The organism is Pontivivens nitratireducens, assembly GCF_011290545.1.
Taxonomy (GTDB): domain Bacteria; phylum Pseudomonadota; class Alphaproteobacteria; order Rhodobacterales; family Rhodobacteraceae; genus Pontivivens; species Pontivivens nitratireducens.
Window position 1 is genome coordinate 2,915,686 of record NZ_CP049811.1, and the last position, 24,622, is coordinate 2,940,307.

Annotated in this window: 27 protein-coding genes; 17 read left to right on the plus strand and 10 right to left on the minus strand. The window is 63.5% G+C overall.

Translation table 11 applies throughout. The features are described from left to right. Positions 1 to 54 precede the first annotated feature (54 nt). Positions 55 to 2,046, plus strand: coding sequence for a M3 family metallopeptidase (locus G8E03_RS14335; RefSeq protein WP_166193374.1), 1,992 nt, complete (start codon positions 55 to 57; stop codon positions 2,044 to 2,046). Then, positions 2,043 to 3,428, plus strand: a complete 1,386-nt coding sequence (locus tag G8E03_RS14340; protein WP_166193377.1) for an MATE family efflux transporter — start codon at positions 2,043 to 2,045, stop codon at positions 3,426 to 3,428. Before G8E03_RS14335 ends, G8E03_RS14340 begins: the two co-directional genes overlap by 4 nt. On the opposite strand, the gene G8E03_RS14345 is transcribed toward G8E03_RS14340, so the two are convergent. Further along, positions 3,403 to 4,263, minus strand: coding sequence for a glycosyltransferase family protein (locus G8E03_RS14345; protein WP_166193380.1), 861 nt, complete (start codon positions 4,261 to 4,263; stop codon positions 3,403 to 3,405). The two genes, G8E03_RS14340 and G8E03_RS14345, sit on opposite strands and share 26 nt — an antisense overlap. A gap of 241 nt (positions 4,264 to 4,504) precedes the next feature. Between G8E03_RS14345 and G8E03_RS14350 the strand changes: the two genes are divergently transcribed. Next, the gene (locus G8E03_RS14350; RefSeq protein WP_166193383.1) at positions 4,505 to 4,918 is read left to right on the plus strand and encodes a Ros/MucR family transcriptional regulator; all 414 of its coding nucleotides are present in this window, start codon (positions 4,505 to 4,507) and stop codon (positions 4,916 to 4,918) included. Between the two features lie 88 nt (positions 4,919 to 5,006). Continuing rightward, the gene (gene miaB, locus G8E03_RS14355) at positions 5,007 to 6,344 is read left to right on the plus strand and encodes a tRNA (N6-isopentenyl adenosine(37)-C2)-methylthiotransferase MiaB (RefSeq protein WP_166193386.1); all 1,338 of its coding nucleotides are present in this window, start codon (positions 5,007 to 5,009) and stop codon (positions 6,342 to 6,344) included. Between the two features lie 65 nt (positions 6,345 to 6,409). Here the strand turns inward: miaB and G8E03_RS14360 are convergent, their stop codons facing one another. Beyond that, entirely contained in the window at positions 6,410 to 6,901 is a 492-nt protein-coding gene (locus G8E03_RS14360; RefSeq protein WP_166193389.1) for an SH3 domain-containing protein, read from the minus strand. 81 nt (positions 6,902 to 6,982) lie between these two features. Here G8E03_RS14360 and G8E03_RS14365 point away from each other — a divergent pair, with 81 nt between their 5' ends. Together G8E03_RS14365 and G8E03_RS14370 are read left to right on the plus strand one after the other, a co-directional pair. Beyond that, positions 6,983 to 7,969, plus strand: coding sequence for a 2-hydroxyacid dehydrogenase (locus tag G8E03_RS14365; protein WP_166193392.1), 987 nt, complete (start codon positions 6,983 to 6,985; stop codon positions 7,967 to 7,969). Between the two features lie 89 nt (positions 7,970 to 8,058). Then, positions 8,059 to 8,439: a hypothetical protein gene (locus G8E03_RS14370; RefSeq protein WP_240910371.1), complete on the plus strand. Its 381-nt coding sequence runs from the start codon at positions 8,059 to 8,061 to the stop codon at positions 8,437 to 8,439. Here G8E03_RS14370 and G8E03_RS14375 read toward each other — a convergent pair. The 8 genes from G8E03_RS14375 to G8E03_RS14410 form a co-directional block, all read right to left on the minus strand. Beyond that, the gene (locus G8E03_RS14375; RefSeq protein ID WP_166193395.1) at positions 8,436 to 9,434 is read right to left on the minus strand and encodes an NAD(P)/FAD-dependent oxidoreductase; all 999 of its coding nucleotides are present in this window, start codon (positions 9,432 to 9,434) and stop codon (positions 8,436 to 8,438) included. The genes G8E03_RS14370 and G8E03_RS14375 overlap by 4 nt on opposite strands. Position 9,435: 1 nt before the next feature. After that, positions 9,436 to 10,407, minus strand: coding sequence for a threonine ammonia-lyase (locus tag G8E03_RS14380; protein ID WP_166193398.1), 972 nt, complete (start codon positions 10,405 to 10,407; stop codon positions 9,436 to 9,438). Beyond that, positions 10,404 to 11,231 (minus strand): alpha/beta fold hydrolase, encoded by an 828-nt coding sequence (locus G8E03_RS14385; RefSeq protein WP_166193401.1) that lies wholly within the window; start codon positions 11,229 to 11,231, stop codon positions 10,404 to 10,406. Before G8E03_RS14385 ends, G8E03_RS14380 begins: the two co-directional genes overlap by 4 nt. Next, on the minus strand, positions 11,228 to 11,923 hold the full coding sequence (locus tag G8E03_RS14390) for a haloacid dehalogenase type II (protein ID WP_166193404.1): 696 nt from the start codon (positions 11,921 to 11,923) through the stop codon (positions 11,228 to 11,230). Before G8E03_RS14390 ends, G8E03_RS14385 begins: the two co-directional genes overlap by 4 nt. A 158-nt stretch (positions 11,924 to 12,081) precedes the next feature. Next, positions 12,082 to 12,870: an enoyl-ACP reductase FabI gene (locus G8E03_RS14395; protein ID WP_166193407.1), complete on the minus strand. Its 789-nt coding sequence runs from the start codon at positions 12,868 to 12,870 to the stop codon at positions 12,082 to 12,084. A gap of 98 nt (positions 12,871 to 12,968) precedes the next feature. Then, on the minus strand, positions 12,969 to 14,195 hold the full coding sequence (gene fabB, locus G8E03_RS14400; RefSeq protein ID WP_166193410.1) for a beta-ketoacyl-ACP synthase I: 1,227 nt from the start codon (positions 14,193 to 14,195) through the stop codon (positions 12,969 to 12,971). Positions 14,196 to 14,231: 36 nt separating this feature from the next. Beyond that, a complete protein-coding gene (gene fabA / locus G8E03_RS14405; protein WP_166193412.1) occupies positions 14,232 to 14,741 on the minus strand; it encodes a bifunctional 3-hydroxydecanoyl-ACP dehydratase/trans-2-decenoyl-ACP isomerase in 510 nt (169 codons plus the stop codon). 76 nt (positions 14,742 to 14,817) lie between these two features. Then, on the minus strand, positions 14,818 to 15,861 hold the full coding sequence (locus G8E03_RS14410) for a DUF5671 domain-containing protein (protein ID WP_166193415.1): 1,044 nt from the start codon (positions 15,859 to 15,861) through the stop codon (positions 14,818 to 14,820). 96 nt (positions 15,862 to 15,957) lie between these two features. Here G8E03_RS14410 and irrA point away from each other — a divergent pair, with 96 nt between their 5' ends. From irrA to sucD, 11 genes are all read left to right on the plus strand, one after another. Further along, on the plus strand, positions 15,958 to 16,389 hold the full coding sequence (gene irrA / locus G8E03_RS14415) for an iron response transcriptional regulator IrrA (protein WP_166193419.1): 432 nt from the start codon (positions 15,958 to 15,960) through the stop codon (positions 16,387 to 16,389). A gap of 95 nt (positions 16,390 to 16,484) precedes the next feature. Beyond that, a complete protein-coding gene (locus G8E03_RS14420) occupies positions 16,485 to 17,507 on the plus strand; it encodes a PhoH family protein (protein ID WP_240910372.1) in 1,023 nt (340 codons plus the stop codon). Between the two features lie 10 nt (positions 17,508 to 17,517). Further along, the gene (locus G8E03_RS14425; protein WP_166193422.1) at positions 17,518 to 17,703 is read left to right on the plus strand and encodes a hypothetical protein; all 186 of its coding nucleotides are present in this window, start codon (positions 17,518 to 17,520) and stop codon (positions 17,701 to 17,703) included. A gap of 7 nt (positions 17,704 to 17,710) precedes the next feature. Next, positions 17,711 to 18,205: an rRNA maturation RNase YbeY gene (ybeY, locus tag G8E03_RS14430; protein ID WP_166193425.1), complete on the plus strand. Its 495-nt coding sequence runs from the start codon at positions 17,711 to 17,713 to the stop codon at positions 18,203 to 18,205. 54 nt (positions 18,206 to 18,259) lie between these two features. Beyond that, a complete protein-coding gene (locus G8E03_RS14435) occupies positions 18,260 to 19,177 on the plus strand; it encodes a hemolysin family protein (protein ID WP_166193428.1) in 918 nt (305 codons plus the stop codon). After that, entirely contained in the window at positions 19,174 to 20,736 is a 1,563-nt protein-coding gene (gene lnt / locus G8E03_RS14440) for an apolipoprotein N-acyltransferase (RefSeq protein WP_166193431.1), read from the plus strand. Before G8E03_RS14435 ends, lnt begins: the two co-directional genes overlap by 4 nt. A 236-nt stretch (positions 20,737 to 20,972) precedes the next feature. Next, the gene (gene sucC, locus G8E03_RS14445; RefSeq protein WP_166193434.1) at positions 20,973 to 22,166 is read left to right on the plus strand and encodes an ADP-forming succinate--CoA ligase subunit beta; all 1,194 of its coding nucleotides are present in this window, start codon (positions 20,973 to 20,975) and stop codon (positions 22,164 to 22,166) included. A gap of 95 nt (positions 22,167 to 22,261) precedes the next feature. Further along, complete coding sequence (locus G8E03_RS14450; protein WP_166193437.1) at positions 22,262 to 22,546, plus strand: hypothetical protein; 285 nt, start codon at positions 22,262 to 22,264, stop codon at positions 22,544 to 22,546. Then, the gene (locus G8E03_RS14455; RefSeq protein ID WP_166193440.1) at positions 22,543 to 22,980 is read left to right on the plus strand and encodes a hypothetical protein; all 438 of its coding nucleotides are present in this window, start codon (positions 22,543 to 22,545) and stop codon (positions 22,978 to 22,980) included. The genes G8E03_RS14450 and G8E03_RS14455 overlap by 4 nt, the downstream gene beginning before the upstream one ends. Before the next feature lie 78 nt (positions 22,981 to 23,058). Beyond that, a complete protein-coding gene (locus G8E03_RS14460) occupies positions 23,059 to 23,673 on the plus strand; it encodes a hypothetical protein (RefSeq protein WP_205793148.1) in 615 nt (204 codons plus the stop codon). Positions 23,674 to 23,722: 49 nt separating this feature from the next. Further along, positions 23,723 to 24,607, plus strand: coding sequence for a succinate--CoA ligase subunit alpha (gene sucD, locus G8E03_RS14465; protein ID WP_166193446.1), 885 nt, complete (start codon positions 23,723 to 23,725; stop codon positions 24,605 to 24,607). The last annotated feature ends 15 nt before the right edge of the window (positions 24,608 to 24,622 follow it).

A 24,622-nucleotide genomic window follows, 5' to 3' on the forward strand; every position in this document is an offset into this window, starting at 1 on the left:
CTGCATGCCGCAACGCTACAGATAGCCAAGAACGCAACCGAAGGCTTACCCCTCATGACCGACAATCCGCTTCTCGCCCAATGGAACTCGCCATTCGGGATGCCCCCTTTCGATGAAATCGAAATGCAGCACTTCGCCCCGGCCTTCGATGCCGCCCTGGCCGAGGCGAAGGCGAATACCGACAGGATCGCGGCAAACCCGGACCAGCCGACCTTCGCCAACACCATCGCGGGGATGGAGTTCGGGGAAACGCTGATCGACCGAGTGTCGTCGGTGTTCTACCACCTCGCCGGAACCCAGTCCGACGCCGCAATCGAGGAAATGTCGCGCGATCTGTCGCCGCGCCTCGCCGCGTTTTACAGTGATGTCTTGCAGGATCAGGCCCTGTTCGCCCGTGTCGATACCCTGTGGGAACAGCGCGATCGCTTCGATCTGGCACCGGAGGAGGCCCGCGTGCTGGAGCTTTACCACCGGATGTTCGTCCGCGCCGGTGCCGCGCTCGATGAACCGGGGCGCAAGCGGCTGAGCCAGATCATGCAGCGGTTGGCGCAACTGGGCACAACATTCTCGCAGAACCTGCTGGCGGACGAACGCGACTGGTCCGTGGCACTGGGTGAGGATGATCTGGCCGGCCTGCCCGACGATCTGCGTGAGACGATGAAAACGGAGGACGGCTGGGCGTTGAGCCTGTCCCGCTCCGTCGTGGTGCCGTTCCTGGAAAGCTCGACCCGCCGCGACCTGCGCGAAACCGCGTGGAAGGCCTGGACGGCACGTGGCGCGAATGGCGGCGCGACGGACAACCGCGAGGTTGCGGCGGAAATCCTTGCCCTGCGGCATGAGCGTGCACAATTGCTGGGCTATGACGATTTCGCGTCCTACAAGCTGGATGGAGAGATGGCCAAGACGCCGGACAATGTCCGCGACCTGTTGATGGGTGTCTGGGGTCCGGCGCGGACCAAGGCGATGGCCGATGCGGACCGCCTGCGCAGCCTGATCGCCGCCGACGGGCAGAACCACGATCTGGCCGGCTGGGACTGGCGCTTCTACGCCGAAAAACTGCGCCATATCGAACATGATTTCGATGTGGCGGCGCTGAAACCATACTTCACACTGAACGGGATGATCGACGCGATGTTCGACGTGTCCGCGCGTCTGTTCGGGCTGAGCTTTCGCAAGCTCGACATCCCCCTGCCGCATCCCGACGCCATGGCGTGGGAGGTTCTGCGCGGTGACGCCCATGTCGGGGTGTTCATCGGCGACTATTTCGCCCGGCCCGGCAAACGGTCCGGGGCGTGGTGTTCGCGCCTGCGCCATCAGGCAGGCCCGGTGCGCCCGATCGTGACCAATGTGTGCAACTTCGCCAAGGGCAACCCCGCCCTGCTGACCTTCGACGACGCGCGCACCCTGTTTCATGAGATGGGCCACGCCCTGCATCATCTGTTGAGCGAGGCGACCTATCCCATGGTCTCGGGCACATCGGTCGCACGTGATTTCGTCGAATTGCCCAGCCAGCTTTACGAACATTGGTTGAGCGAGCCTCAGATCCTGCGCCAGCACGCGCGCCACTACCGCACGGGGGAGCCGATCCCGCAGGACCTGCTGGACAAGCTTCTGGCCGCCGAAACCTTCGGTCAGGGCTTCTCTACGGTGGAATATATTGCCTCAGCACTGGTCGATCTGGACTTTCACACCGGCGAACCGCCGGCCGATCCGATGGCGGCACAGGCGGAAACGCTGGCCCGTATCGGGATGCCCGACGCTATTCCGATGCGCCATGCCACGCCGCATTTTGCGCACATCTTCTCGAGCGATGGCTATTCCGCCGGGTATTACAGCTATATGTGGTCCGAGGTGATGGACGCCGACGCCTTCGCTGCATTCCGTGAGACGGGCGATGTCTTCGATCCGGAAATGGCGGCAAAGTTGGCCACACATATCTATTCCGCCGGCGGCACCCGCCCGCCTGAGGAATTGTACACCGCGTTCCGAGGCCGAATGCCCGGACCCGAAGCATTGATGCAAGGACGAGGCCTGACCGCGGGATGAGCGGACGCGAGCGCGATCTGACCGAGGGGTCCATCCTGGGCCACCTCAGGGCTGTCGCGGTGCCGGCGGCACTCTCGTTGATGTTCATCACATTCTACAATGTGATCGACACGTATTATGCGGGCATGATCTCCACCCAGGCGCAGGCCGGGCTGGGGCTCGGCTCGCAGATGTTCTTTCTGATCGTCGCGACCGGCATCGGATTTCGCGTCGCGATCTCGGCCTTCGTGGGCAACGCGATCGGTGCGGGTGACGGGAACGGCGCCGCGCGGGCCGCAGGTCAGGGGATCGGCGCTGCAGTTGTGGCAACCATCGTGGCGATGCTGGCGGGGTACTGGGGATTGCCCGCGCTGATAATTGCCATCGCGGGGGATCAGGGCTACGCGCAGGATGCCGCCACCTATTCGCGCCTGATGCTGCTGTCCGCGCCGGGCTTCATCATCACAAACGCGCTGACCGGCACCCTGACCGCACAGGGCGATACCGTCACGCAGGAGCGGGCGCAATTTGCCGCAACCCTTGCCAATCTAGGTCTCAACCCCCTGTTCATTTGGGGCATTCCCGGCCTGTGGGACGGTTTCGGCCTGAACGGCATCGCGCTGGCGACGGTCTGTTCGCAAACCGGGGTCATGGTGTTCATAGGATGGCGCGCATTCGAATCGAGGATTCTGTCCGATCTGGACTGGCGCGATCTGATCCCCCGGGCCGCGCAACAGGTGGTGTTGATAAAGCAGATCGTACCGGTCTGCTCGACGATCTATGTCACTGTTCTGGGCGGGATCATCTGTCAGTTCTTCCTGCGCGACTACGGTCAGGACGCGGTGGCGGCCTATGGCGTCGGCTTTCGGTTGCAGCAACTTTTGCTGTTGCCCATTATCGGTCTGACAACCGCGCTGCTGCCGCTGACGGCACAGAATATGGGCGCGCAGCAACCGGAACGGGTTCGCCGCACCGTTCGGATCATCGCTGTGACCAGCCTTGGCTTCATGGCGGTCGGCGCGATCGTCATCTGGACCGCGGGCCGGCCGTTGGTCACGCTGTTCAACGACGATACCGCCGTCGTGGACCATGCCGTCACCTATTTGCGCATCCTGTCGGGCGCGCTGCCGTTCTTCGTCGTGATCTTTGTCGCGCAGAATTTTCTGCAAGGGCTGAAAAAGCCGCAATTCCCGCTGATCGTCGGTTTGTGGCGCATGGGTCTGGGGCTGTTCGTTTTCTGCGTCCTGTTCACGCAGGTCTACGATTTCGGCGTCACGGGGATCTGGTGGGCATTGCTGGCAGGGGCGGCCACGGGTGCGGTGCTGGCGGCGATGCTCGCAATATGGGTGGCGCGGCGCGAAGGCGTGACGCCCGCCCCTAGAACCACTGCCCCGGCTCAATAATCCCCAGTTCCAGCAACTGTTCCGATGTCCATTCGAACCGGGTCGAACCGCGCCAGACGAAGCTCTCGATCTCGAACATCGAGCCGGGATTACGCTTCAGGCTCTTGGCCACGCGGAACGACGCGACGGCGGCGGTGACGTTGTGGTGCCAAGGGCAGGATAGGGTGTTCATCTCAGGCACGTTCAGGGTCAGATCGTCGTTCATACGCAACCCCTCCACCGCGCGGAACAGAGGGATGCGGTCGATCCGCCGCCGGTCCCATGGCACGAATTCCTCGTAACGCCATGTCAGGCCGCCGAAGATATCGAACTGCCGGTCCAGTGCGTGTCCTTCGGCATACCGTTGAAATCCGTAATATCCCGACCCGTCGAAATGCGCCGTCTTGTGCGAAACGCCGTCCCCCGCCTCCTCCAGATCGGAGGCATACAGATCAAGCACGTAGCCGAAGACATGATCGCGCCGCTCCTCGACCATGAATGTCGTCAGATCGGTGATCGTCCGGCTTTCCATATAGGGGTAGAACAGAAACTCGGAGTTGAACCCCCAATACAGCCACCGACCGTTGAAACGGTCGATCAACGTGTTGAGAATGGCAACCGCATCCCCACGTGAACGGACAGGTTCCCCGATCCGGGTGATCGACGCCCCCTCCGGCACTCTGATATCGACCGACAGTCGACCAATCAGTAATATATGTGAAAACCCGATGCGAACATGGTGAGCAACGGTTGCGGACACTTCGGCAAGATCCTCGACGAACAGGACCGCGACCGCGCCCGGCGGGATTCTGGAATGGGTTTCCGACAGGTACTGATCGATGCTTGCAAAATTCATGGTTTTCTCACTATCGCATCCGTGATCATGCGCAAATCCCGGTAGATAACAAATTTGTAACCGCCGATTTTGGATCACAGTAGCAACAAACGTTACGACGAATAAACAAAGGGCTCTTTATTAAGCATTGCGATGTTGCAGCCGAAGATTTTAAGTGTAAGTACCCAATACCGCTATGCGGGCTCGGCATGACCATCGGTCTATGCCGGGGGGGTAACATCAAATCGAAAGGACTTTTCAAATGTCCGAATTTTCACAGATAGACAAGACCGAGATTCTGGCGCTTACGTCCGAAATCGTTTCTTCCCATGTCGCGAACAATCCTGTCGCGATGAGCGAACTGCCCGGCTTCATCGAATCCGTCTTCACCAAACTGCATGATCTGGCAGAGGGAACGATCGAGGAAGAAGTCGAGCTGATTCCGGCGGTACCGATCAAGAAATCGGTCACCAACGACTATATCATCTGCCTGGAGGATGGCCGCAAGCTCAAGATGCTCAAACGTCACCTTGCCACTGCATTCGATATGACGCCGGATGATTACCGCGCGAAATGGGGTCTGCCGTCCGACTATCCGATGGTCGCACCGGCCTACGCGCAGAAACGCCAGGAACTGGCCAAGAAGATCGGGCTGGGCCGCAAACCAAAAAAGTGATGCGGTTGCGGGGACGTCCGCAACTGGCTAAACGACGGCGTGACCTCCGGGACGAGGTTGCGCCGTTTTTCATTTTGAGGTCCGTGTAATGTCCGCGCCCAAGAAGCTTTTCGTCAAGACCTATGGCTGTCAGATGAACGTCTATGACAGTGAGCGGATGGTCGGTGCGCTGGGGGCGTCCGGCTATGAGCAGACGCAGGACGCGTCCGAGGCGGACATGATCCTGCTCAACACCTGCCACATTCGCGAGAAAGCGGCCGAGAAGGTCTATTCCGAACTGGGCCGACTGCGCCCGCTCAAGGATGCGAAGCCCGACCTGAAAATCGGCGTCGCCGGATGCGTCGCGCAAGCCGAGGGCGAGGAGATCATCCGCCGTCAGCCCATGGTCGATCTGGTCGTCGGTCCGCAGGCCTATCACCGCCTGCCCGCGATGGAGGCGAAGGTCCGCGCCGGGCAAACCGCGCTCGACACCGACTTCCCCGAGGAGGACAAGTTCGACCACCTGCCCGCCCCGCGCGGACCCAAGGCCAGCCGCGCGCCGACCGCGTTCCTGACCGTGCAGGAGGGCTGCGACAAGTTCTGCGCCTTTTGCGTCGTCCCCTATACCCGCGGGGCCGAGGTCAGCCGCCCCGCCGCCCGTCTGCTGGCTGAGGCGCGCGATCTGGTTGAACGTGGCGTGGCCGAGCTGACCCTGCTGGGCCAGAACGTCAACGGTTATCACGGTGCAGGCCCCGCCGAGCTGGGCGGTGGCGACTGGACCCTCGCGCGGCTGGTGCGCGAACTGGCGAAGATCGACGGGCTGCAGCGCATCCGCTACACCACCTCGCATCCCAACGACATGACCGACGACCTGATCGCCGCGCATGGTGAGATTGATAAGCTGATGCCCTACCTGCACCTGCCCGTCCAATCGGGCAGCGACAGGATTCTGGCCGGCATGAACCGCCGTCACACCGCAGAGGAATACCTGCGCCTGATCGAACGCATTCGTGACGCGCGTCCCGATATCGCGATGTCCGGCGATTTCATCGTCGGCTTTCCTGGTGAGACGGAGGAGGATTTCGCAGACACGATCGCGCTTTGCGAACAGGTGCGATATGGCTCCGCGTTCTCGTTCAAGTATTCGCCCCGTCCCGGCACCCCCGCCGCAGGCCGCGATTTCGTGGGGGATGACGTCGCCTCGGACCGCCTCGCCCGATTGCAGGCGGTGATCACCGATCACCAGCGCAGCTTCCAGAACGCGCAGGTCGGTAAGCGCATGTCGGTGCTGGTTGAGAAGGTCGGCCGCGAAGCCGGTCAGATGATCGGCAAGACCCCGTGGCTGCACGCCGCTCACCTCGATGCGCCAGAACAGGTGCGTGGCAAGCTGGTGGAGGTCGAGATCATCGGCTCCAACACCAACTCGCTGTCGGCCCGCGCGATCTGAACGCTCAGATACGCAAGACCGCATTCAGCGGGAATATTCGGGGGGGATATTCGGGCGGTGCAGAATCAGTTCGTCAGGTCGCGGTCCCTGCCCCAGATTGCCGATTCGCCTACCCAGCCCTCGTGGCCGGAGCTTTCGATCCTGCACCAGCCATCGGCGCATTCGTGCAAACGCGCGATAACCCCTGCCTCCGCAATTGCGGTCAGGGGGGCGTCGGGATGGGGTTCGCGGCGCATGTCCACGTTCTGCCCCTCCACGATCACAGTGCGCACGCCCGACAGCAGCGCGAAGTGAATCCAGCCACCCAAACCATCGCGATCACGCACGTTTCGCCAGTTTTCGTACTCCGCGATGACCTGTAGCGGCATTCCCCGTCGCACAAACCGCCAATCAATGCGGTAGGCCACGCCCGGACCGCGGCGGACATTCGCCTGGCTGGTCTTGAGGCTGACGAAGCGCGGCAGCGGCAGTCCCGTCACCGGTCCGCGCGTCTGCGCGGCCACTGGCAACGCGAAACATGCGGAGGTCAGGCAAAAAGCACGTCGGGTCAGGCGCATCTTGGTGGATTTCCGGTTCAGTTCGGGGCCAGCGGACCATAAGCTGCACGAAAGCGGAAATCACGCCGAAAGGGAACAACCATGCCAGCGCAAAAGCTCAAGGTCGCCGTCACGCGCCGTCTGCCAGAACCGGTGGAAACCCGACTGGCGGAACTGTTCGATGTGACCCTGTGTGACAGCGACGCCCCCCTGCCGCGCGAGGAACTGGCGCAACGCATGGCCTCGGTTGACGTTCTGGTGCCCACTTTGGGCGACAGGATCGACGCGGGCCTGCTGTCCGGAGCGGGGGAGAGGTTGAAGCTGATCGCCAATTACGGTGCCGGTGTGGATCATATCGACGTCGAAACCGCCCGCACGCGCGGCATCGCGGTCAGCAACACGCCAGGCGTGCTGACGGACGATACCGCCGACATGACCATGGCGCTGATTCTGGGCGTGTCGCGCCGCCTGAAGGAAGGCGTCGCCCTGATGCAATCCGGCGATTGGGAGGGGTGGAGCCCGATGGCCCTGATGGGCAACCGTCTGGGAGGCAAGCGGCTGGGCATTCTGGGAATGGGGCGCATCGGTCAGGCGGTGGCCAAGCGGGCGCAGGCCTTCGGCATGTCCGTCCACTATCACAACCGCCGCCGCCTGCGCCCCGAAACCGAGGAGGAGATCGGCGCGCGCTGGTGGGACAGCCTGGATCAGATGCTGGCGCGGGTCGATATCCTCAGCGTCAACGCTCCCCACACGCCCGCCACATTCCACCTGCTGAACGCGCGGCGGCTGAAGCTGATGAAGCCGACAGCCTTCGTCGTGAACACCAGCCGGGGTGAGGTGATCGACGAGAACGCCCTGACCCGCGCCCTGCGCAACGGGGAACTGGCGGGCGCGGCGCTGGACGTGTTCGAGCATGGCGCCAGCGTCAATCCGCGCCTGCGCGACCTGCCGAACGTGCTGCTACTGCCCCATATGGGATCCGCTACGATCGAGGGACGGTTGGAGATGGGTGAGAAGGTTCTGATCAATATCAAGACCTTCGCTGACGGCCATCGCCCGCCGGATCTGGTCGTGCCCAGCATGTTGTAACGTATATGCGGGGCTAATGTGCGGATATACACGGAACGTTAAGACAGTTTAAGCGACAAGGGGATTGTCCTACCAACTGGAGATTCCCCTTGCGTCCCAGTATTTTCCTCGCCTCCGCTTCGCTGGTGGCCATTCTTTCAGGCTGCGCCAGCAAATCCGAAGAAATCGCGGCGAGCTATGTCTCTCCGATGCAGTACCAATCGTATTCGTGCAGCCAACTGGCGCAGGAAAACAACCGGATCGCCAGTCGCCTGAACCAGATGACAGCGGCTCAGGACTCTCGCGCCAGCGACGATGCGGTCGCAACAGGAGTTGCCATCGTGCTGTTCTGGCCTGCTGCCTTCTTCATTCAAGGTGACGACATGGAGCCTGAAATCGCCCGATTGAAGGGCGAGTACGAAGCGATCGAGCAGGCAGCCAACCGCCAGACATGCAACAATTTCGAGCAGCGGTCCCCGGCGGCGCTCTAACCCTGCGCAACCAGCCCGGCAGCCTTCGCCGCCATTGCGGGGGAGGTCTGCACGCCGTAGCCGCCTTGCCCGGCCAGCCACAGAAAGCCCTCCGCGCCCCATCTGCATACCGGCGTGCGGTCGGGCGCGAAGGTGCGCAACCCCGCCCATGACCGCTCCACCCGCGTGATCGGGGTGGTGACGGCCTGCGCGTAACGGTCCAACCCCTCGGCCAGCACCATGTCATCGGGCCAAGCGTCCATCGGGCCGACCTCGTCCTCATCTGCGGGGGAAACCATCAGGCGCCCTGCCTCGGGCTTGGCATAAAACCCCTCACTGGCGGACAGCAGCATCGGCCAGCCCGACACGTCATGCCCGTCCGGCGCGGGCAGAATTGCGGCGCTGCGGCGACAAGCCCGCAACCCCAATGGTGCGACACCGGCCAGCACGGCGACCTGATCGGCCCATGCGCCTGCGGCGTTCACTACAATCTGCGCGCCGAACGCACCTGCGGTCGTCTGCACCTGCCAACCGGGCGACAGGGCGGTCACCTCGGCCCGCGTCACGATCTCACCCCCGTGGGCGCGCAGTGTGGTGCGCAGGTCGCCCATTAATCTGTCCACGTCGATATCGCTGGCATCCGCCTCGAACGCCGCGCGCCGCACGTGGTCCGGGCGCAGGATGGGGAACATCTCACACGCCGCCGCCACCGCGATTTCGTGCATCCCGCTGGACCCGGCCAGATGCGTCTCGATATCCTCCCCCTCGGCCGCGACGATCAGAACGCCGCGCTGTGTCAGGTAGGGGGTCAGCGCCGCACGGCTGGCCCGGTTCAGGCTGCGCACTGCCGCATTGCCGTAATTTTCGAAGAACAGCGCGGCGGATCGGCCGGTGGCGTGCATTCCGGGGTGGGCTTCCCGCTCCAGCACCACGACCTTGCGATCCGGTGCGATGGCGGCGGCTGCCGACAGTCCGGCAATGCCCGCGCCGATCACGATCACGTCTGCCTGCCGCATCCTATCCCTCCAGCGTTGTCAGGGCGCGTGTGAACATCGCTGCATCGACATTGCCGCCGGTTGCCACGCAAATCACCGTGTCGCCCTCGACCAGAGCCGGGTGGAACAGGGCGGCGGCCAGGCTGACCGCGCCCCCCGGCTCCACCACGATCTTGAGCCGTTGAAACGCCAGCGCCACGGCCTGCAGCGCCTGATCGTCGGTCACCGTCAGGCCGGGTCCGCACCGCTGCGCCAGGATCGGAAAGGTGATCTGCCCCGGTGCGGGCGTGATGATCGCGTCGCAGATCGAGCCGGTCAGCGCCGCATTGTGGACGATTTTCCCCTCGCGCAAAGACCGCGCCACGTCGTCGAAGCCCTCAGGTTCCACCGGGCGGGCGCGCAGGCGCGTCTCGCTCAATCCCAACGCAACGCCGCTGGTCAGACCGCCACCGCCGCAGCACACCAGCACGTCCGCCTGCTCGATGCCCAGCGCCGCCGCGTCCTGCGCGATCTCCAACCCGACTGTACCTTGCCCTGCAATGACATCCGCGTTGTCGAAGGGTTTGATCAGGCTCAGACCACGGGTCGTGGACAGCTCCGCGCCGATTGCGTCACGATCCTCGGTCGCGCGATCGTACAGAACCACCTCGGCCCCCAGGGCGCGGGTGTTTGCAATCTTCAGCGCCGGGGCGTCCTGCGGCATGATGATGACCGCCGGAATTCCTGCCGCCCGCGCCGCGTAGGCCACCCCCTGCGCATGATTGCCCGAGGAGAAGGCGATCACGCCCCGCGCCCGATCGCCCTCGGGCAGTTGCGAGATCGCGAACCAAGCGCCGCGCAACTTGAACGATCCGGTATGTTGCAGGCATTCGGCCTTTACCAACACGCGGCGTCCGGCGATTTCATCCAGAAAGGGTGAGCTGAGGAGCGGGGTGCGTCGGGCAACCCCGTCGAGGACACCGGCGGCCTGCCGGATGCGTGCGAGATTGCTCATCGTATCTCCTCCATCAACCTGTCGAACGTGGCGAGGCTTTCCTCCTCATCCAGAAAGGGCACATGGCCACGGTCGGGAACGGTCGCGGTGATCATGCTGGCGTGCATGGCCTTCATCGCGGTGAAGGTTCGTTCGCTTAGCAAATCCGAGTTCTCGCCCCGCAGAGCGGCCAGCGGCACCTGACCAAGTTCCGCAAATAGCGGCCACAGATCGGGCGCGGGGCCGCCAGCCTCGGACGCGTCTCGCAGGGCCGGATCGTAGCGCAGTTGCAGAGCATCGGCATCCTGATCGTACCACCGGCGTGCCCAGACCTGCCATTGCGCCGCATCGACGCCCGGAAACGCGCGCGCGTAGAATCGCGCCAGTCCCTGTGCCGCCTGCTCGTAGGTCTTGGCGGCGGGGCGTTTACCCAGATAGACCATGATCGCGTCCAGCCCCGCCTGCTCGATCGTCGGTCCGATATCGTTGAGCAGCACGCCCGCCAGCCGCTGTTTCGCAACAGCGGCGAGGTACATGGCGATGATGCCGCCGCGCGACGTACCGACGATCACCGCGCGCGGAATGCCAAGGTGATCCAGCAATTCCAGAACGTCACGCGCCTCGACCGGGACGGTATAGCCCTGCAACGGATTGGGGTCCCAGTCGGATTCGCCCCGGCCGCGCAGATCCATGCGAATGATCCGCGCGGTCTGCCCACGCGCCGCCAGCAGCGGCTCGAAGTCGCGCATGTCACGGGTCAGGCCGGGCAGGCACAGCACCGGCGTGCCCTCACCCCTGTCATCATAGGCAATCTGCAAACCATCGCTGGCGGAAAAATGCTTCATTGCGCCACCTGCTCGTTCGCCACTTGAGGTATCTGCGTCAGATCGTCGAGCATGACATCAGGTTGCCCCCACAAACGATCGACAGGTGCCCCTGCGCGGTTGACCCATGCCGTGCGAAATCCGTAGCCAGCGGCTGCGCACACGTCCCACCCGTTCGAGGAGACGAACAGCACATCGCCGCGCGCGCAGCCGAACCGCTCCTCGACCAGATCGTAGACGCTGGGATGCGGCTTGAAGACTCCGACCTGTTCGACGCTCAACACTTCGTCGAGCATATGGGAAATCCCGGCGGAGGACACGGCCCCTTCCAGCATTGCGGGCGATCCGTTCGACAGGATCGCGGTGGACAGACCGGCCGATTTCAGGGCGGACAGCATTTCGGGCACCTCGGGAAAGGCGTCCAGTTCCCAGTATAGCTGCAACAAACGTTCGCGCAGGCCGGGAACCGAGAGGGACATTGCCTCCAGCGCCCAATCCAGCCCGTCCTCCGTGACCTGCCAGAAATCACTGTGCTGACCGGCTGCGGCCCGCAGCCAGGTGTATTCCAGCTGCTTGGTCCGCCACTCGGCGGCGATCTTCTGCCAATGGGCCGCGAACTGTTCTGGCCAGGGTTCCTCCGCTGCGGCGCGCGCGGCGGAGGTCACATCGAACAGCGTTCCATAGGCGTCGAAAATGCAGGTTGTGATGGGCATGGCATCTCCTTCGGCGCAAGAGTGTTAAATGCCTTTCACAGGCGCAAGGGCTGCATTGTGACCGCCACACTCGAAACTGCCCCGATCCTGCGCGAGCCTCCCACAAACGCAGGACCCCGCATAATAGCCGCGCCGCGCGGATGTTCGGTCAGCGAAGCCTAGAGGTTTTCGACCTGCGGCATTCCGGTGATGTTGAAACCGCCATCGACGAACAGGCACTCCCCGGTCGTGGAGCCGCCCAGATCGCTGAGCATGTAGAGCGCCGCGCCGCCCACATGATCCAGTGTCGCGTTGGCGCGCAGGGGGCTATTGGCCTCCGCCTGCTTGTAGACCTTGCGCGCGCCGCCAATCGCGGCACCGGCCAATGTGCGCATCGGGCCGGGGGAGAGCGCGTTCACACGAATCCCGTCGGCGCCCAGATCGTTCGCCAGATAGCGCACGGTGGATTCCAGCGCCGCCTTGGCCACGCCCATCACGTTGTAGTTCGGCGTGACCCGCTGCGCGCCCAGATAGCTCATCGTCAGGATCGAACCGCCCGGCTCCATCAGCGGGGCCGCCCGCCGCGACACGTCGATCAGCGAATAGCATGAGATGTCGAGCGAGTTGAGGAAGTTCGCCCGGCTGGTCTTGATGAAGCGCCCGGTCAGTTCGTCCTTGTTGGAATAGGCGATGGCGTGCACCACAAAATCCAGTTCGCCCCATTCCTCCGCGATGCGCGCGAAGGCTGCGTCCATCGACGTCTCGTCCGTCACGTCGCAATCCACGACCATCGAGGAGCCCAGGCTCTCGGCCAGGGGCTGCACCCGCTTGCCGAACGCGTCGCCCTGATAGGTAAAGGCCATCTGCGCCCCATGCGCGGCGAGGGTCTTCGCGATCCCCCAGGCGATGCTCTTGTCGTTCGCGACCCCCATGACGAGGCCGCGTTTTCCTTGCATCAGTTCGGTCATGGGACGCCTCTTGTTCGCTTGTTTTTCAGATCGTTCGGGATCGGGCCTTCAGACAGGCCCGGCCCGGTTTTGATAGACGTACAGGGTCGGTGTGCGCATCACCCGCGCCACTTGCTCAGCAACATCGAGCCATTGGTGCCGCCGAACCCGAACGAGTTGGTCATCACCGTATCCAGCCCGGCATCCTCGACCAGCGACGTGGCGATTTCCTCGGGCTTCAGCGCGGGGTCCAGCGTTTCGACGTTGATCGAGGGCGCGATGAAATCGTCGCGCAGCATCAGCAGGCAAAAGATCGCCTCCTGCGCGCCGGTGGCGCCCTGGCTGTGGCCCGTCATCGACTTGGTGGAGCTGACCGGCGGGGTCGAGCCTTCGCCAAAGACCCGGCGCACGGCCTCGATTTCCCCGACATCACCGACCGGGGTCGAGGTGCCGTGGGCGTTGATGTAAGTGACCGACCGATCACCGATCGTGCCCAGCGCCAGACGCATCGCCCGCTCACCGCCCTCACCGCTGGGGGCCACCATATCCTCCCCGTCCGAGGTCGCGCCGAAACCAGTAACTTCTGCGTAGATTTTCGCGCCGCGCGCCTTTGCGTGCTCCAGCTCCTCCAACACCAGCATTCCGCCACCGCCCGCGATGACGAATCCGTCGCGGTTCGCGTCGAACGCGCGCGAGGCTTTCTCCGGCGTATCGTTGTATTTCGAGGACATCGCGCCCATTGCGTCGAACAGGCAGGACAGCGTCCAATCCAGCTCCTCGCCACCGCCTGCGAACATCACGTCCTGCTTGCCGAACTGGATCTGCTCTGCCGCCGATCCGATGCAGTGCAGCGAAGTGCTACAGGCCGAGGTGATCGAATAGTTGACCCCCTTGATCTTGAACGCCGTGGAAAGGTTCGCGCTGACAGTCGAGGACATGCCCCGCGGCACCATCAACGGCCCAATCCGCTTGGGGGAGCCTTTCTCAAGCACAATCTGATGCGCCGCGAACAGGTTCGAGGTGGACGGCCCGCCGGACCCTGCAATCACCCCGGTGCGCGGGTTGGAGATGTCGCTCTCCTCCAACCCCGCATCCGCGATGGCCTGTTGCATGGCGATATGGGCGTAGGCCGCCCCCGGTCCCATGAAGCGCAAGGCGCGCTTCTCGATATGCTCCGCCACATCGATCCGGGGCGCGCCGCTGATCTGACTGCGGAACCCGCGTTCGGCCATTTCGGCGTCGGCCGCGATGCCGGAGCGGCCGGCCTTCAGACTGGCCGCGACTTCTTCGGTGGAATTGCCGATCGAGGATACGATCCCCAGACCGGTAATGACGACACGGCGCATAGCGCTCTCCCTTGAATGCTTTGGACCTGCTGCGGCTCAGTCGTCCGAGAACAGACCGACCTTCATGTCCGAGGTCGTATAGATCGTCTCGCCGTCGGCCTTCATGACACCGTTGGCCATGCCCAGCTTCAACTTGCGGTCGATGACGCGGGTGAAATCGACGTGATAGGTGACCAGCTCGGTCCTCGGCGTCACCATGCCGGTGAACTTGACCTCACCCACGCCCAGCGCACGACCCCGACCCTGCATGCCGCGCCAGCCTAGGTTGAACCCGGTCAGTTGCCACAGCGCGTCCAGCCCCAGGCAGCCCGGCATCACCGGATCGCCGATGAAGTGGCAGGCAAAGAACCAAAGATCGGGGTTGATGTCGAATTCGGCCACCACGTGACCCTTGCCATGCTCACCACCATCGGCGCTGATCTCGGTCACGCGGTCCATCATCAACATCGGCGGAGCGGGCAATTGCGGGTTGCCGGGGCCGAACATTTCGCCCCGCGCGCATTGCATCAGCCCATCGTAATCGAAGCTGGTCGGACGTTCCGTCATATTGCGGCTCTCTTTTTACTACAGTCTGGTAATGTTTCCTCACACATCCCTACCATCGTGCGGGTTCACCCTGCAATCAGCGAATACGCCCCGTGATGCAGCCGCGTTCGGCATCATACAGCCAGTTCGCCCCATAGGACTGATTTATTCGGGGAAATTGCGGGTCGGAGAAGTCCGCGCACAACTCGAACCGTCTGTCGTCGATCCGGCGGTAACGGTATGGTGCCCCGCTTTGCGGATCGCGCAGAGTGACCGGGGCGATATTGCGCCCCGGGCAATATGCGGCGATCTCGCCCGGCTGCAACGTGGCAGGCAACACCCCGCCCTCGACACAGCGCAGATGGACGGCGATGTTCGTGATGTCCGCGAACCGGTGGCGATCCAGCCGTTGGTCGCGCACCGAGGGCGGAGTGCCCGTGGCCAGGAATGTCCAGCCTATCAGTGCCAGCGTCGCCACGGCACCGGCCCAGAGCGTGTACCGCTTCGCGCGTTCGTCGCTATCGGGATGCAGATCGCTGCGCCCGATCACCAGAACACCGCCCGCTACAACCGCCACAACCGCGGCTTTCAGCGCAAATCGCAGTGTCAGTTCCCCATTCAGCAGCGCATAGATCGTATAGACCGCGTCACTGGCAAAGATGATCGCCGCCACCGTCAACATCAGGCCCAGCGCGACGGTTCGCACCCCGGCTGCCCGCTTGAACGGGTGACGGTGCAGATCCCGCTCGATCCAGCGCATCAATCCTGCATATAGCGGCGCGGACACCACCAGCGTGGCCAGCGACCACCGCGCCTGTTCCGCACGGTTGACGCTGGATCCGTCCAGCGGATCGGGCAGCAGGAAGTTCAGCAGGCCATGCGTCAGCGCCACGATGTTGAAGGCCGTCACGGCCAGTGCGCCCAACAGCACCAGATAGGCCATCAGATTGACAAAGGAGAACCCCGCGCGCGGTCGCGGCACCGGCGGTACGCAGCCCGTGTCGGCCCACCCGTCCAGTGCTGCCTCCACGGATCGGGGGGGCCATCCTGCCTGCGACAGTTCGGCGCGGATGGCGTCGTGACGCGCACCGCCCTGCAAGGCCCGCTCGACGAAGGTTTCGATCGGATCGATACGGGCCATGGCGCGACCTCCAAATTCCGGTTTATCTGCGCAGACTGGTAAAGCGCCCTGAAACACATATAGTATGTACATGAAAGCAACAGCGAAGACACGCGCATGACCCAGACGACCGCTCAGCCGCTATCCCCCCGCCGTGCACGCCAATGGCTGGCACAGGCGGATTTGCGTCCGACGCGGCAAAGGTTGAGCCTCGCGGAATTACTGGTCGGTGACGGTCAGGACCGCCACGTCACGGCGGAGGGGTTGCACCACGCGGCCTCGTGCGCGGATGTTTCGGTGTCGCTTGCGACAGTATACAACACGTTGCGGGCGTTCTGCGAAGCAGGCCTGATGACCGAGATCACGCTGGACGGCACCCGATCCTATTTCGACACGCGAATCGACGATCACCCCCATTATTACTGGGAGGAGGACGGCGCGATCACCGACGCGCCCACCGATTCCGTGTCCTTCGACCGACTGCCCGATCCGCCCGAAGGGACGGAGATCGTCAAGGTCGATGTCGTGATCCGCTTGCGCAAGAACTGATTTTGGCGTGACAGGTCCGCGACACATCCGCCCTTGTCAGCGTGTCGTGCCGCGCCACCTTCGATGTATCGCAATTTCCATCGGGAAGGGTTCCCTTGGCGTCTGAGATCGTGACCACACCGCCCACCGCAGATCGTGCCCCGCTGGAGCAGATCGTCAGCTTTCCCGACAACCTCCTGCTGATCGAGTTGATCGGCCCGCATGGTGTCAATCTGGCCAAGATCGAACAGTTGCTGGGCGTCGCCATCAGCCATCGCGGCAATGAGTTTTCCGTATCGGGGGATGAACCCGATGTCATCCGTACAGCCGAAACCCTGTCCACGCTCTATGAACGTCTGGAACAGGGCAAGCAGGTCGAATCGGGCGATGTAGATGCCGCCATTCGCCTGGGTCGCTCCGGCGTTGGCACCGAAATCCAGCCCGGCGATCAGGTGGAGATGTTCCCCGGTCAGGGTGACAGGGTCGAACTGCGCACCCGCAAGAAGGTCGTCGAACCCCGCACCCAGACGCAAAAGGCCTATGTCCAGCAACTGATGCAGCATGAACTGGTGTTCGGCCTTGGCCCCGCCGGTACGGGCAAGACCTACCTCGCCGTGGCCGCCGCGATGCAGTATTTCCTGGATGGTGACGTGGACCGGATCATCCTGTCGCGCCCTGCGGTCGAGGCTGGCGAACGCCTCGGCTTTCTGCCCGGCGACATGAAGGAGAAGGTCGATCCCTACATGCAGCCGCTCTACGATGCGCTGAACGATTTCATGCCCGGCAAGCAGGTTCAGAAGCTGATCGAGGACAAGCGGATCGAGATCGCACCCCTCGCCTTCATGCGCGGTCGCACCCTGTCCAACGCCTTCGTCATTCTGGACGAGGCGCAGAATGCCACCACCATGCAGATGAAAATGTTCCTGACCCGTCTGGGTGAGAACTCCCGCATGGCGATCAACGGCGATATGAGCCAGATCGACCTGCCGCGCGGCACCACCTCCGGTCTGGTCGAGGCAGAGCGGGTGCTGCGCGGCGTGAAGGGCATCGGCTTCACCCGATTCACCGCCGCCGATGTCGTGCGCCACAAGCTGGTGCAGCGGATCATCGAGGCTTACGATTCCGATCCCGCAACGTGAGGGTGCCCTCATGAACAAGACTTTCGTCTGGATACTGATCGCAGCGGCCCTGGTGCTGTTCGCGATCGGCATGGCGATCAGGGCGCTGTTTCTGGTGATCGGCTGTGCCGTGCTGCTGGGCATCGCCGCGCTGATCTGGCGCAGCCTGCGCCGGACTGAAGGCAGAAGCGATACCGACACCTCGAAGCGGCGTTGACGGACCGATGACCACACTCGACATCGTTATCGAGGATGACCGCTGGGAACAGCTCCCCCTCACCCGGATCGCGGATACCGCCACCCGCGCGGCGCTCAATGCGGTGAAGGCGCCGGAGGGGTACGAGATCGTCCTGATGGCCTGCGACGACGCGCAAATCGCCGCCCTGAATGCGGAGTTTCGCGGCAAGCCTGCGCCGACCAATGTGCTCAGCTGGCCTGCCTTCGACCTTGCCCCGCTGTCCCCCGGCGAGACCCCGGCATCACCCCCCGCCCCGGATGGCTTCGACGACGCATTGGGCGATATCGCGCTGGCCTACGAGACCTGCGTGAGAGAGGCGCGCGAACAGGGCAAATCGGTCGAGGACCACCTGACCCATTTAATTCTGCATGCGACGCTCCATCTGCTGGGATACGATCATGAAACGGATGCGGACGCCAACCTCATGGAAAGTATCGAAACACACGCCCTTGCCTCTATAGGCATAGCGGACCCATATTAGACGCAGCAGGCACCCGGCCTGTCCAACCGAATTGATAACCGAATTGCGGAGACGATGAACGACAGTTCCGAAGGCCCTTCTGGCGCGGCGCGTGGCGCGCAACAGGACGAGGCAACCGAACGGCAGCAATCGCTGTCATGGGCAGGCATCATAAGCCGCTTTCTGGGCGGCGGCCATGCCGACGAGGCCGAAGACTCTTCGCAGAGCGCGATGGAGCGCGTATCCGAGGCTGGTGCGCGCGAAATGCTGGTCAATCTGGGCAAGATGCGCGACATGCGCGTGCAGGACGTCGCAGTCCCCCGCGCCGATATCGTGGCCATATCCAAGACAGCGACGCTGGATGAGATCATGCAGATCTACCGTGACAGCGGCTACACCCGACTTCCCGTCTATGACGATACCCTGGACGACCCGCAGGGGTTCCTGCACCTCAAGGATCTGACCCTGCGCTACGGCTTCGGCGCAGACACCGATCAGGCGGATATCGCGCCGCTGATCCGGCGCATCCTGTTCGTTCCGCCCTCGATGCCACTGGGGGCGCTGCTGCAACGGATGCAGAACACCCGGATTCACATCGCGCTGGTGATCGACGAATATGGCGGGGTCGATGGCCTCGTCACCATCGAGGACCTTCTGGAGGAAATCGTCGGCGACATCGAGGATGAGCACGACACCGAGGAAGCCAGCATGTGGCGTGAGGAAAGCCCCGGCATCTACATCGCCAACGCGCGCGCCGAACTGAGCGATTTCGAACAGGTCGCGGGCGTCGATCTGCTGTCGGACAAGCTGGACGAGGAGGTCGATACCTTGGGGGGTCTGGTCTTCATGTTGCTGGGGCGCATCCCCGAACGCTCCGAGGTGATCTTTCACCCCGACGGCCACGAATTCGAAGTGGTGGATGCCGATCCCCGCCGGATCAAGCGTCTGCGGGTGCGCATCGCCGACCCCGATCAGAGGGCAGCCGCCGAATGAACTCCGACATCGCCAGCATCCCGCAGGCCTACCGGGCCCTTGCCGGGTTGCGCCGCTGGGGCCGCTTCCTCGTCACGCTGCTTGCGGGGGCGTCGCTGACCCTGTCGCAACAGCCTTGGGGGTTCTGGCCCGCCCTGTTGTTCGGCATTCCCGTCATCGTCTGGATGTGGTGGGCGCGGCCGGGTTTGAAGCAAGCCGCCTTCACCGGCTGGACGGCGGGATTTGGAATGCTGATCTTCGGTCTGTACTGGATCGCGGAGGCGTTTCTGGTCGATATCGCGCGGCACGGCTGGATGATCCCCTTCGTGATCGGCGGGTTGGCGGCGGGGCTGTCGCTGTTCTGGGGCGCGGCCTTCGCACTGGCCCGCTGGATCGCGCCGCGCCCCGGCGTGATCTCGGTCATCGTGCTGGCGCTGAGCGTGACCGCGTTCGAGATGGCGCGCACCTACGTGCTGACCGGCTTTCCGTGGGGCATGATCGCCTATGGCTGGATGGATACGCCGGTGGCGCAGCTGACCGCCTATGTCGGCCCGCACATGCTGAACCTCGTGACCCTGCTGATCGGCGGCCTGTTGGCGTGCAACGGGCGTTCGGGCTGGCCCACCATCGCCGCAGGCACCGCCCTGCTGGCAAGCTGGCAGATCGGGGCCACACGTCTGGAGCAGGAGGTTATCCCACGTCCCGACGGCTATACCGTGCGTCTGGTGCAACCCAACGCGCCCCAGCGTGAGAAATGGCTGACGGATCGCATTCCGGTCTTTTACGACCGCGCGCTGGCATTCACCGCAGGCGGGGATTACGATGCTGTCGTCTGGCCTGAAACCTCGGTTCCGCAGCGGATCGAGACTCCGGCGGTGCAGATCGCGGATCGCATCTATTCCTGGATGGATATCTCACGTGCTGCCGGCGGTCGCCCTGCCCTGATCGGCACCCGCAGCACCGAACCGGAGCCTGACTGGATCAACTGGTACAACGCCCTCGCCGTGGTCGGGCAGGACGGGGCTATCCTCGCCAGCTATGCCAAGCACTCGCTCGTGCCGGGGGGGGAGTTTCTGCCCTTCGACCGCACGATGTCCCGACTGGGCCTGCGCTCCGTCGCGTCCGGTACGTCCGGCGGTTTCGTGCCGGGGCCGGGCCCCGCGACGATCCAGATCGACGGGATGCCCCGTGTCCAGCCTCTGATCTGTTACGAGGCGATCTTCCCCCACGAACTGCGCACCGATGGTCCACGACCGGAATGGATCGTGCAGATCACGAACGATGCCTGGTTCGGGAAAAGCTCCGGCCCGTGGCAGCACCTTGCACAGGCCCGCTATCGCGCCATCGAACAGGGACTGCCGCTCGCCCGGGCCGCCAATACCGGTATTTCCGCGTTCGTGGACCCGTACGGACGCCTGATGCAGACCTTGGCAATCGGCGAAGCGGGGTTCTTGGACGGTGTGCTGCCCACCCCGATTGCCGCGCCTCTCTACGCGCGCAGTGGCGACCTGCCGGGGCTGGTTCTGCTGCTGGCCGCGCTCTCGGGCTTCGCCGCGTCCGGGCGGCGCAGGCGGGCATGATTCGCCTCAGATGACCCTAACTTGTGATCACATGGAAAATGCGTGTGATCACAAAGTTGAAAATATCGCACCCAAGGGGGTAACTGCCCCCCAAATCATTTGAAATAAAGGTGCATGGCCCCTAGTCTCCCACGCGACACGACCGGTTCGTCCGGTCTTTCCATCCCGTGCCCCTGCGGCATGGCTCGATTTGATCGGTCCGGGTTTCCCGGCCAGCCACGACAAAGGATTGCCCGATGAACATTCACGAGTATCAGGCCAAGCAACTTCTCAAGGCATATGGTGCCCCCGTTTCCGACGGTCGCGTCGTGCTGAAGGCCGAGGAAGCCAAAACCGCCGCGGGTGAGCTGGATGGTCCGCTGTGGGTCGTGAAGGCGCAAATCCATGCCGGGGGCCGCGGCAAGGGATCGTTCAAGGAAGAAAGCGCCGGCGAAAAGGGCGGTGTCCGCCTCGCCCGCTCCGCCGAGGAAGCCGCTGATGAGGCGCACAAGATGCTGGGCCGCACGCTGGTCACGCACCAGACCGGCCCGGCGGGCAAGCAGGTCAACCGCATCTACATCGAGGACGGCTCGGACATCGAGCGGGAACTGTATCTGTCGATGCTGGTGGACCGCGAAACCTCACGCATTTCCTTCGTGTGCTCGACCGAGGGTGGCATGGACATCGAGGAAGTCGCCGCAGAAACGCCCGAGAAGATCATCAGCTTCTCCGTCGATCCGGCCTCGGGCCTGTCCGGCTTCCATGGCCGCCGCGTCGCCTTCGCCCTCGGGCTTGAGGGCGGTCAGGTCAAGCAATGCGTCAAGCTGGTGAACCAGCTCTACAAGCTGTTCGTGGAAAAAGACCTCGAAATGCTTGAGATCAACCCCCTGATCGTCACCGACAAGGGCGATCTGAAATGTCTCGACTGCAAGATGGGTTTCGACGGCAACGCGCTCTACCGCCACTCCGACGTGATGGCCCTGCGCGATGAGACGGAGGAGGACGCGAAGGAACTCGCCGCCTCCAAGTTCGACCTGAACTACATCGCGCTGGACGGTGAGATCGGCTGCATGGTCAACGGCGCGGGCCTGGCCATGGCGACGATGGACATCATCAAGCTCTACGGTGCGGAGCCCGCGAACTTCCTCGACGTTGGCGGCGGCGCCACCAAGGAGAAAGTGACCGAGGCATTCAAGATCATCACCTCCGATCCGCAGGTGAAAGGCATCCTCGTCAACATCTTCGGCGGCATCATGCGCTGCGACGTCATCGCCGAGGGCGTGGTCGCCGCGGTCAAGGAAGTCGGCCTGAAGGTACCGCTGGTCGTCCGCCTTGAGGGCACGAACGTCGAAAAGGGTAAGGAGATCATCAACACCTCCGGCCTGGACGTCATCGCCGCCGACAACCTCGCGGATGCGGCCGAGAAGATTGTGAAGGCCGTGAAGGGCTGATCCGGCATCGCAGGGGGCGGTGCTAACACCGTCCGTTGCGCCGAGCAGGACACCAACGAACCGGGGGCCGCAAGATGATCAATCGCGAATCTGCCATGAACGTAGCTCCATACGCTGCCGCCATCGGCCTTGTTGCTGCGGGGTTCGCCCTGACGCGGTGGAAGCCCGGTGCGCTTGATATGCCGGAGCCGAATGCGACGCCGCGCCTTCCTGATTTTCGGGACGGTGGCGACATCGTGCGGCAGTTGCGTGAAGGCGCGGCGGCACTGTCCCCGCGCAATCTGACCGACACGCTGGGCCGGTCGCTGATCATCTCGGGTGCGTTGCTGCTGATGGTTCGAGCAATCGACGGGTTGGACAAGAAGGGGGCGAAGCGATGAAGTGTTTGCTTCCCCTTCCCCTGCTCGCTGCCTGCGCCGCACCGGTGGAAACGCCTGTCGCTTCGGCGGAGCCTGTGGCCCCTGTGGCCCCTGTGGCCGTAACCCTGTCGGGACCGCAGGCGGTCGCGGCACTCGATCAGATCTGCGGCGACGGTTCGGACCGGTTCCTGAACTTCGGTCAACGGTTGGCCATCGTACAGCAAAGCGGTGAGTTGCCCGAAACGGCGACCGCCACGCTGGTTGGCGGCACCTGTACGCTGACCTTTATCCCCGAGGGCGATGCCGAGGCATTGCGCACCGCCCTCTCGGCCCTTGGGCGCCCGCTCGACACCACCGAAACGGGTGGCGTGTACATTCGCCCCAACGATGCGGTCATCATCTTCACCCATGACGATCCGTCGGAATGGAAGCTGCAAACCTATCGCGCGGTCTGACCAGGCTGCACTGAATTTACGGATACGCTAATCGTGAATACACCTGAAACTACGAATGGACGTCAGACATATCTTGCGATGCTTGCCGCTGTTCTGATCACGGTTGCCATCGCGGTGAGTTTGCCCGTGACCTGGGTTGATCCGTGGATGGCTGAGAGCGGTCCGTTCGAGCAGGGATCCGTTCTGTGCTACATCCTGGCCGTGGCGGTCTTGCTGTTCACGAATGCACGGCGGCTTTGGCCCTACGCGGGGGGGCTCGCTCTGTTTGCGCTTCGCGAACTGGATATGGACAAGGCCAGCTTCTTCACCGAGGGCGTGTTCAAGGCGCGACAATATTCAGGCGATCATGTCAGCCTGATCGAAAAGGCACTATCGCTGGCCATTCTGATCGTGGTGCTTGTCATCGCGTTCAAGTGCTTGCAGCGCGGGCTTCCCGCACTGCTGCGCGGGCTGCGTCAGCTCGACGCTGTATCGCTGCTCATCACCACAGGGCTGTTTCTGGCCGTTCTGGCAAAGAGTCTGGACGGCCTCAGACGCAAGCTCGCTTCGCTGGGGATTGAGGTTTCCAACTTCGTTTCCGCCAAGGCCGGGATCATCGAGGAGACGACCGAACTTGGTCTGGCTGCGATGATGCTCGCCGCAACTGTAACAGTCTGGCAGCGCGAAAGGGTGGCGTCAGACTATTTGAATTGAGACACTGCAATGGCCGACAGGCCGCACGACAGTCAATAAGGAGGCCCCAATGGCCGTACTCGTCAACGAAAACACCAAGGTGATCTGTCAGGGCCTCACCGGCTCGCAGGGCACGTTCCACTCCGAGCAGGCCATCGCCTATGGCACGAAGATGGTCGGCGGTGTGACCCCCGGCAAGGGCGGCACCGACCATATCGGCCTGCCCGTGTTCGACACGGTGGCCGAGGCACGCCATTCCACGCAGGCCAACGCCACCGCGATCTACGTGCCGCCGCCCTTCGCCGCCGATGCAATCCTTGAGGCGATCGACGCCGAAATGGAACTGATCGTCTGCATCACCGAGGGCATTCCCGTGCTCGACATGATGAGGGTCAAGCGCGCGCTCGAAGGATCGAAATCCATCCTGATCGGGCCGAACTGCCCCGGTGTCATCACGCCCGACGCGTGCAAGATCGGCATCATGCCGGGCCACATCCACAAGCGTGGTTCCGTCGGCGTCGTCTCCCGCTCCGGCACGCTGACCTACGAGGCGGTTGGCCAGACCACTGCGGCGGGCCTCGGCCAGTCCACTTGTATCGGCATCGGTGGCGACCCCATCAAGGGCATGGAGCATATCGACGCGCTCGAACTGCTGCTGGGCGATCCGGAGACGGAGAGCATCATCATGATCGGTGAGATCGGTGGCTCTGCCGAGGAAGACGCGGCGCAGTTCTACGCCGATGAGGTCAAGGCCGGTCGCGGCAAGCCCATCGCGGGCTTTATCGCCGGTCGCACGGCTCCTCCTGGCCGCCGCATGGGTCACGCTGGCGCGATCATCGCCGGCGGCAAGGGCGGTGCCGAGGACAAGATCGAGGCCATGCGCTCCGCCGGGTTCGCCATCGCGGAAAGCCCTGCCGATCTGGGCAAGGCCGTACTGGAAGCCATCGGCAAGTAAGGCCGAACATGCCGG

Bases quoted from the DNA above. Each gene is read 5' to 3' on its own strand.
- G8E03_RS14335 (WP_166193374.1), top strand. From the start codon at position 55: ATGACCGACAATCCGCTTCTCGCCCAATGGAACTCGCCATTCGGGATG.
- G8E03_RS14340 (WP_166193377.1), top strand. From the start codon at position 2,043: ATGAGCGGACGCGAGCGCGATCTGACCGAGGGGTCCATCCTGGGCCAC.
- G8E03_RS14345 (WP_166193380.1), bottom strand. From the start codon at position 4,263: ATGAATTTTGCAAGCATCGATCAGTACCTGTCGGAAACCCATTCCAGA.
- G8E03_RS14350 (WP_166193383.1), top strand. From the start codon at position 4,505: ATGTCCGAATTTTCACAGATAGACAAGACCGAGATTCTGGCGCTTACG.
- miaB (WP_166193386.1), top strand. From the start codon at position 5,007: ATGTCCGCGCCCAAGAAGCTTTTCGTCAAGACCTATGGCTGTCAGATG.
- G8E03_RS14360 (WP_166193389.1), bottom strand. From the start codon at position 6,901: ATGCGCCTGACCCGACGTGCTTTTTGCCTGACCTCCGCATGTTTCGCG.
- G8E03_RS14365 (WP_166193392.1), top strand. From the start codon at position 6,983: ATGCCAGCGCAAAAGCTCAAGGTCGCCGTCACGCGCCGTCTGCCAGAA.
- G8E03_RS14375 (WP_166193395.1), bottom strand. From the start codon at position 9,434: ATGCGGCAGGCAGACGTGATCGTGATCGGCGCGGGCATTGCCGGACTG.
- G8E03_RS14380 (WP_166193398.1), bottom strand. From the start codon at position 10,407: ATGAGCAATCTCGCACGCATCCGGCAGGCCGCCGGTGTCCTCGACGGG.
- G8E03_RS14385 (WP_166193401.1), bottom strand. From the start codon at position 11,231: ATGAAGCATTTTTCCGCCAGCGATGGTTTGCAGATTGCCTATGATGAC.
- G8E03_RS14390 (WP_166193404.1), bottom strand. From the start codon at position 11,923: ATGCCCATCACAACCTGCATTTTCGACGCCTATGGAACGCTGTTCGAT.
- G8E03_RS14395 (WP_166193407.1), bottom strand. From the start codon at position 12,870: ATGACCGAACTGATGCAAGGAAAACGCGGCCTCGTCATGGGGGTCGCG.
- fabB (WP_166193410.1), bottom strand. From the start codon at position 14,195: ATGCGCCGTGTCGTCATTACCGGTCTGGGGATCGTATCCTCGATCGGC.
- fabA (WP_166193412.1), bottom strand. From the start codon at position 14,741: ATGACGGAACGTCCGACCAGCTTCGATTACGATGGGCTGATGCAATGC.
- G8E03_RS14410 (WP_166193415.1), bottom strand. From the start codon at position 15,861: ATGGCCCGTATCGATCCGATCGAAACCTTCGTCGAGCGGGCCTTGCAG.
- irrA (WP_166193419.1), top strand. From the start codon at position 15,958: ATGACCCAGACGACCGCTCAGCCGCTATCCCCCCGCCGTGCACGCCAA.
- G8E03_RS14425 (WP_166193422.1), top strand. From the start codon at position 17,518: ATGAACAAGACTTTCGTCTGGATACTGATCGCAGCGGCCCTGGTGCTG.
- ybeY (WP_166193425.1), top strand. From the start codon at position 17,711: ATGACCACACTCGACATCGTTATCGAGGATGACCGCTGGGAACAGCTC.
- G8E03_RS14435 (WP_166193428.1), top strand. From the start codon at position 18,260: ATGAACGACAGTTCCGAAGGCCCTTCTGGCGCGGCGCGTGGCGCGCAA.
- lnt (WP_166193431.1), top strand. From the start codon at position 19,174: ATGAACTCCGACATCGCCAGCATCCCGCAGGCCTACCGGGCCCTTGCC.
- sucC (WP_166193434.1), top strand. From the start codon at position 20,973: ATGAACATTCACGAGTATCAGGCCAAGCAACTTCTCAAGGCATATGGT.
- G8E03_RS14450 (WP_166193437.1), top strand. From the start codon at position 22,262: ATGAACGTAGCTCCATACGCTGCCGCCATCGGCCTTGTTGCTGCGGGG.
- G8E03_RS14455 (WP_166193440.1), top strand. From the start codon at position 22,543: ATGAAGTGTTTGCTTCCCCTTCCCCTGCTCGCTGCCTGCGCCGCACCG.
- G8E03_RS14460 (WP_205793148.1), top strand. From the start codon at position 23,059: ATGCTTGCCGCTGTTCTGATCACGGTTGCCATCGCGGTGAGTTTGCCC.
- sucD (WP_166193446.1), top strand. From the start codon at position 23,723: ATGGCCGTACTCGTCAACGAAAACACCAAGGTGATCTGTCAGGGCCTC.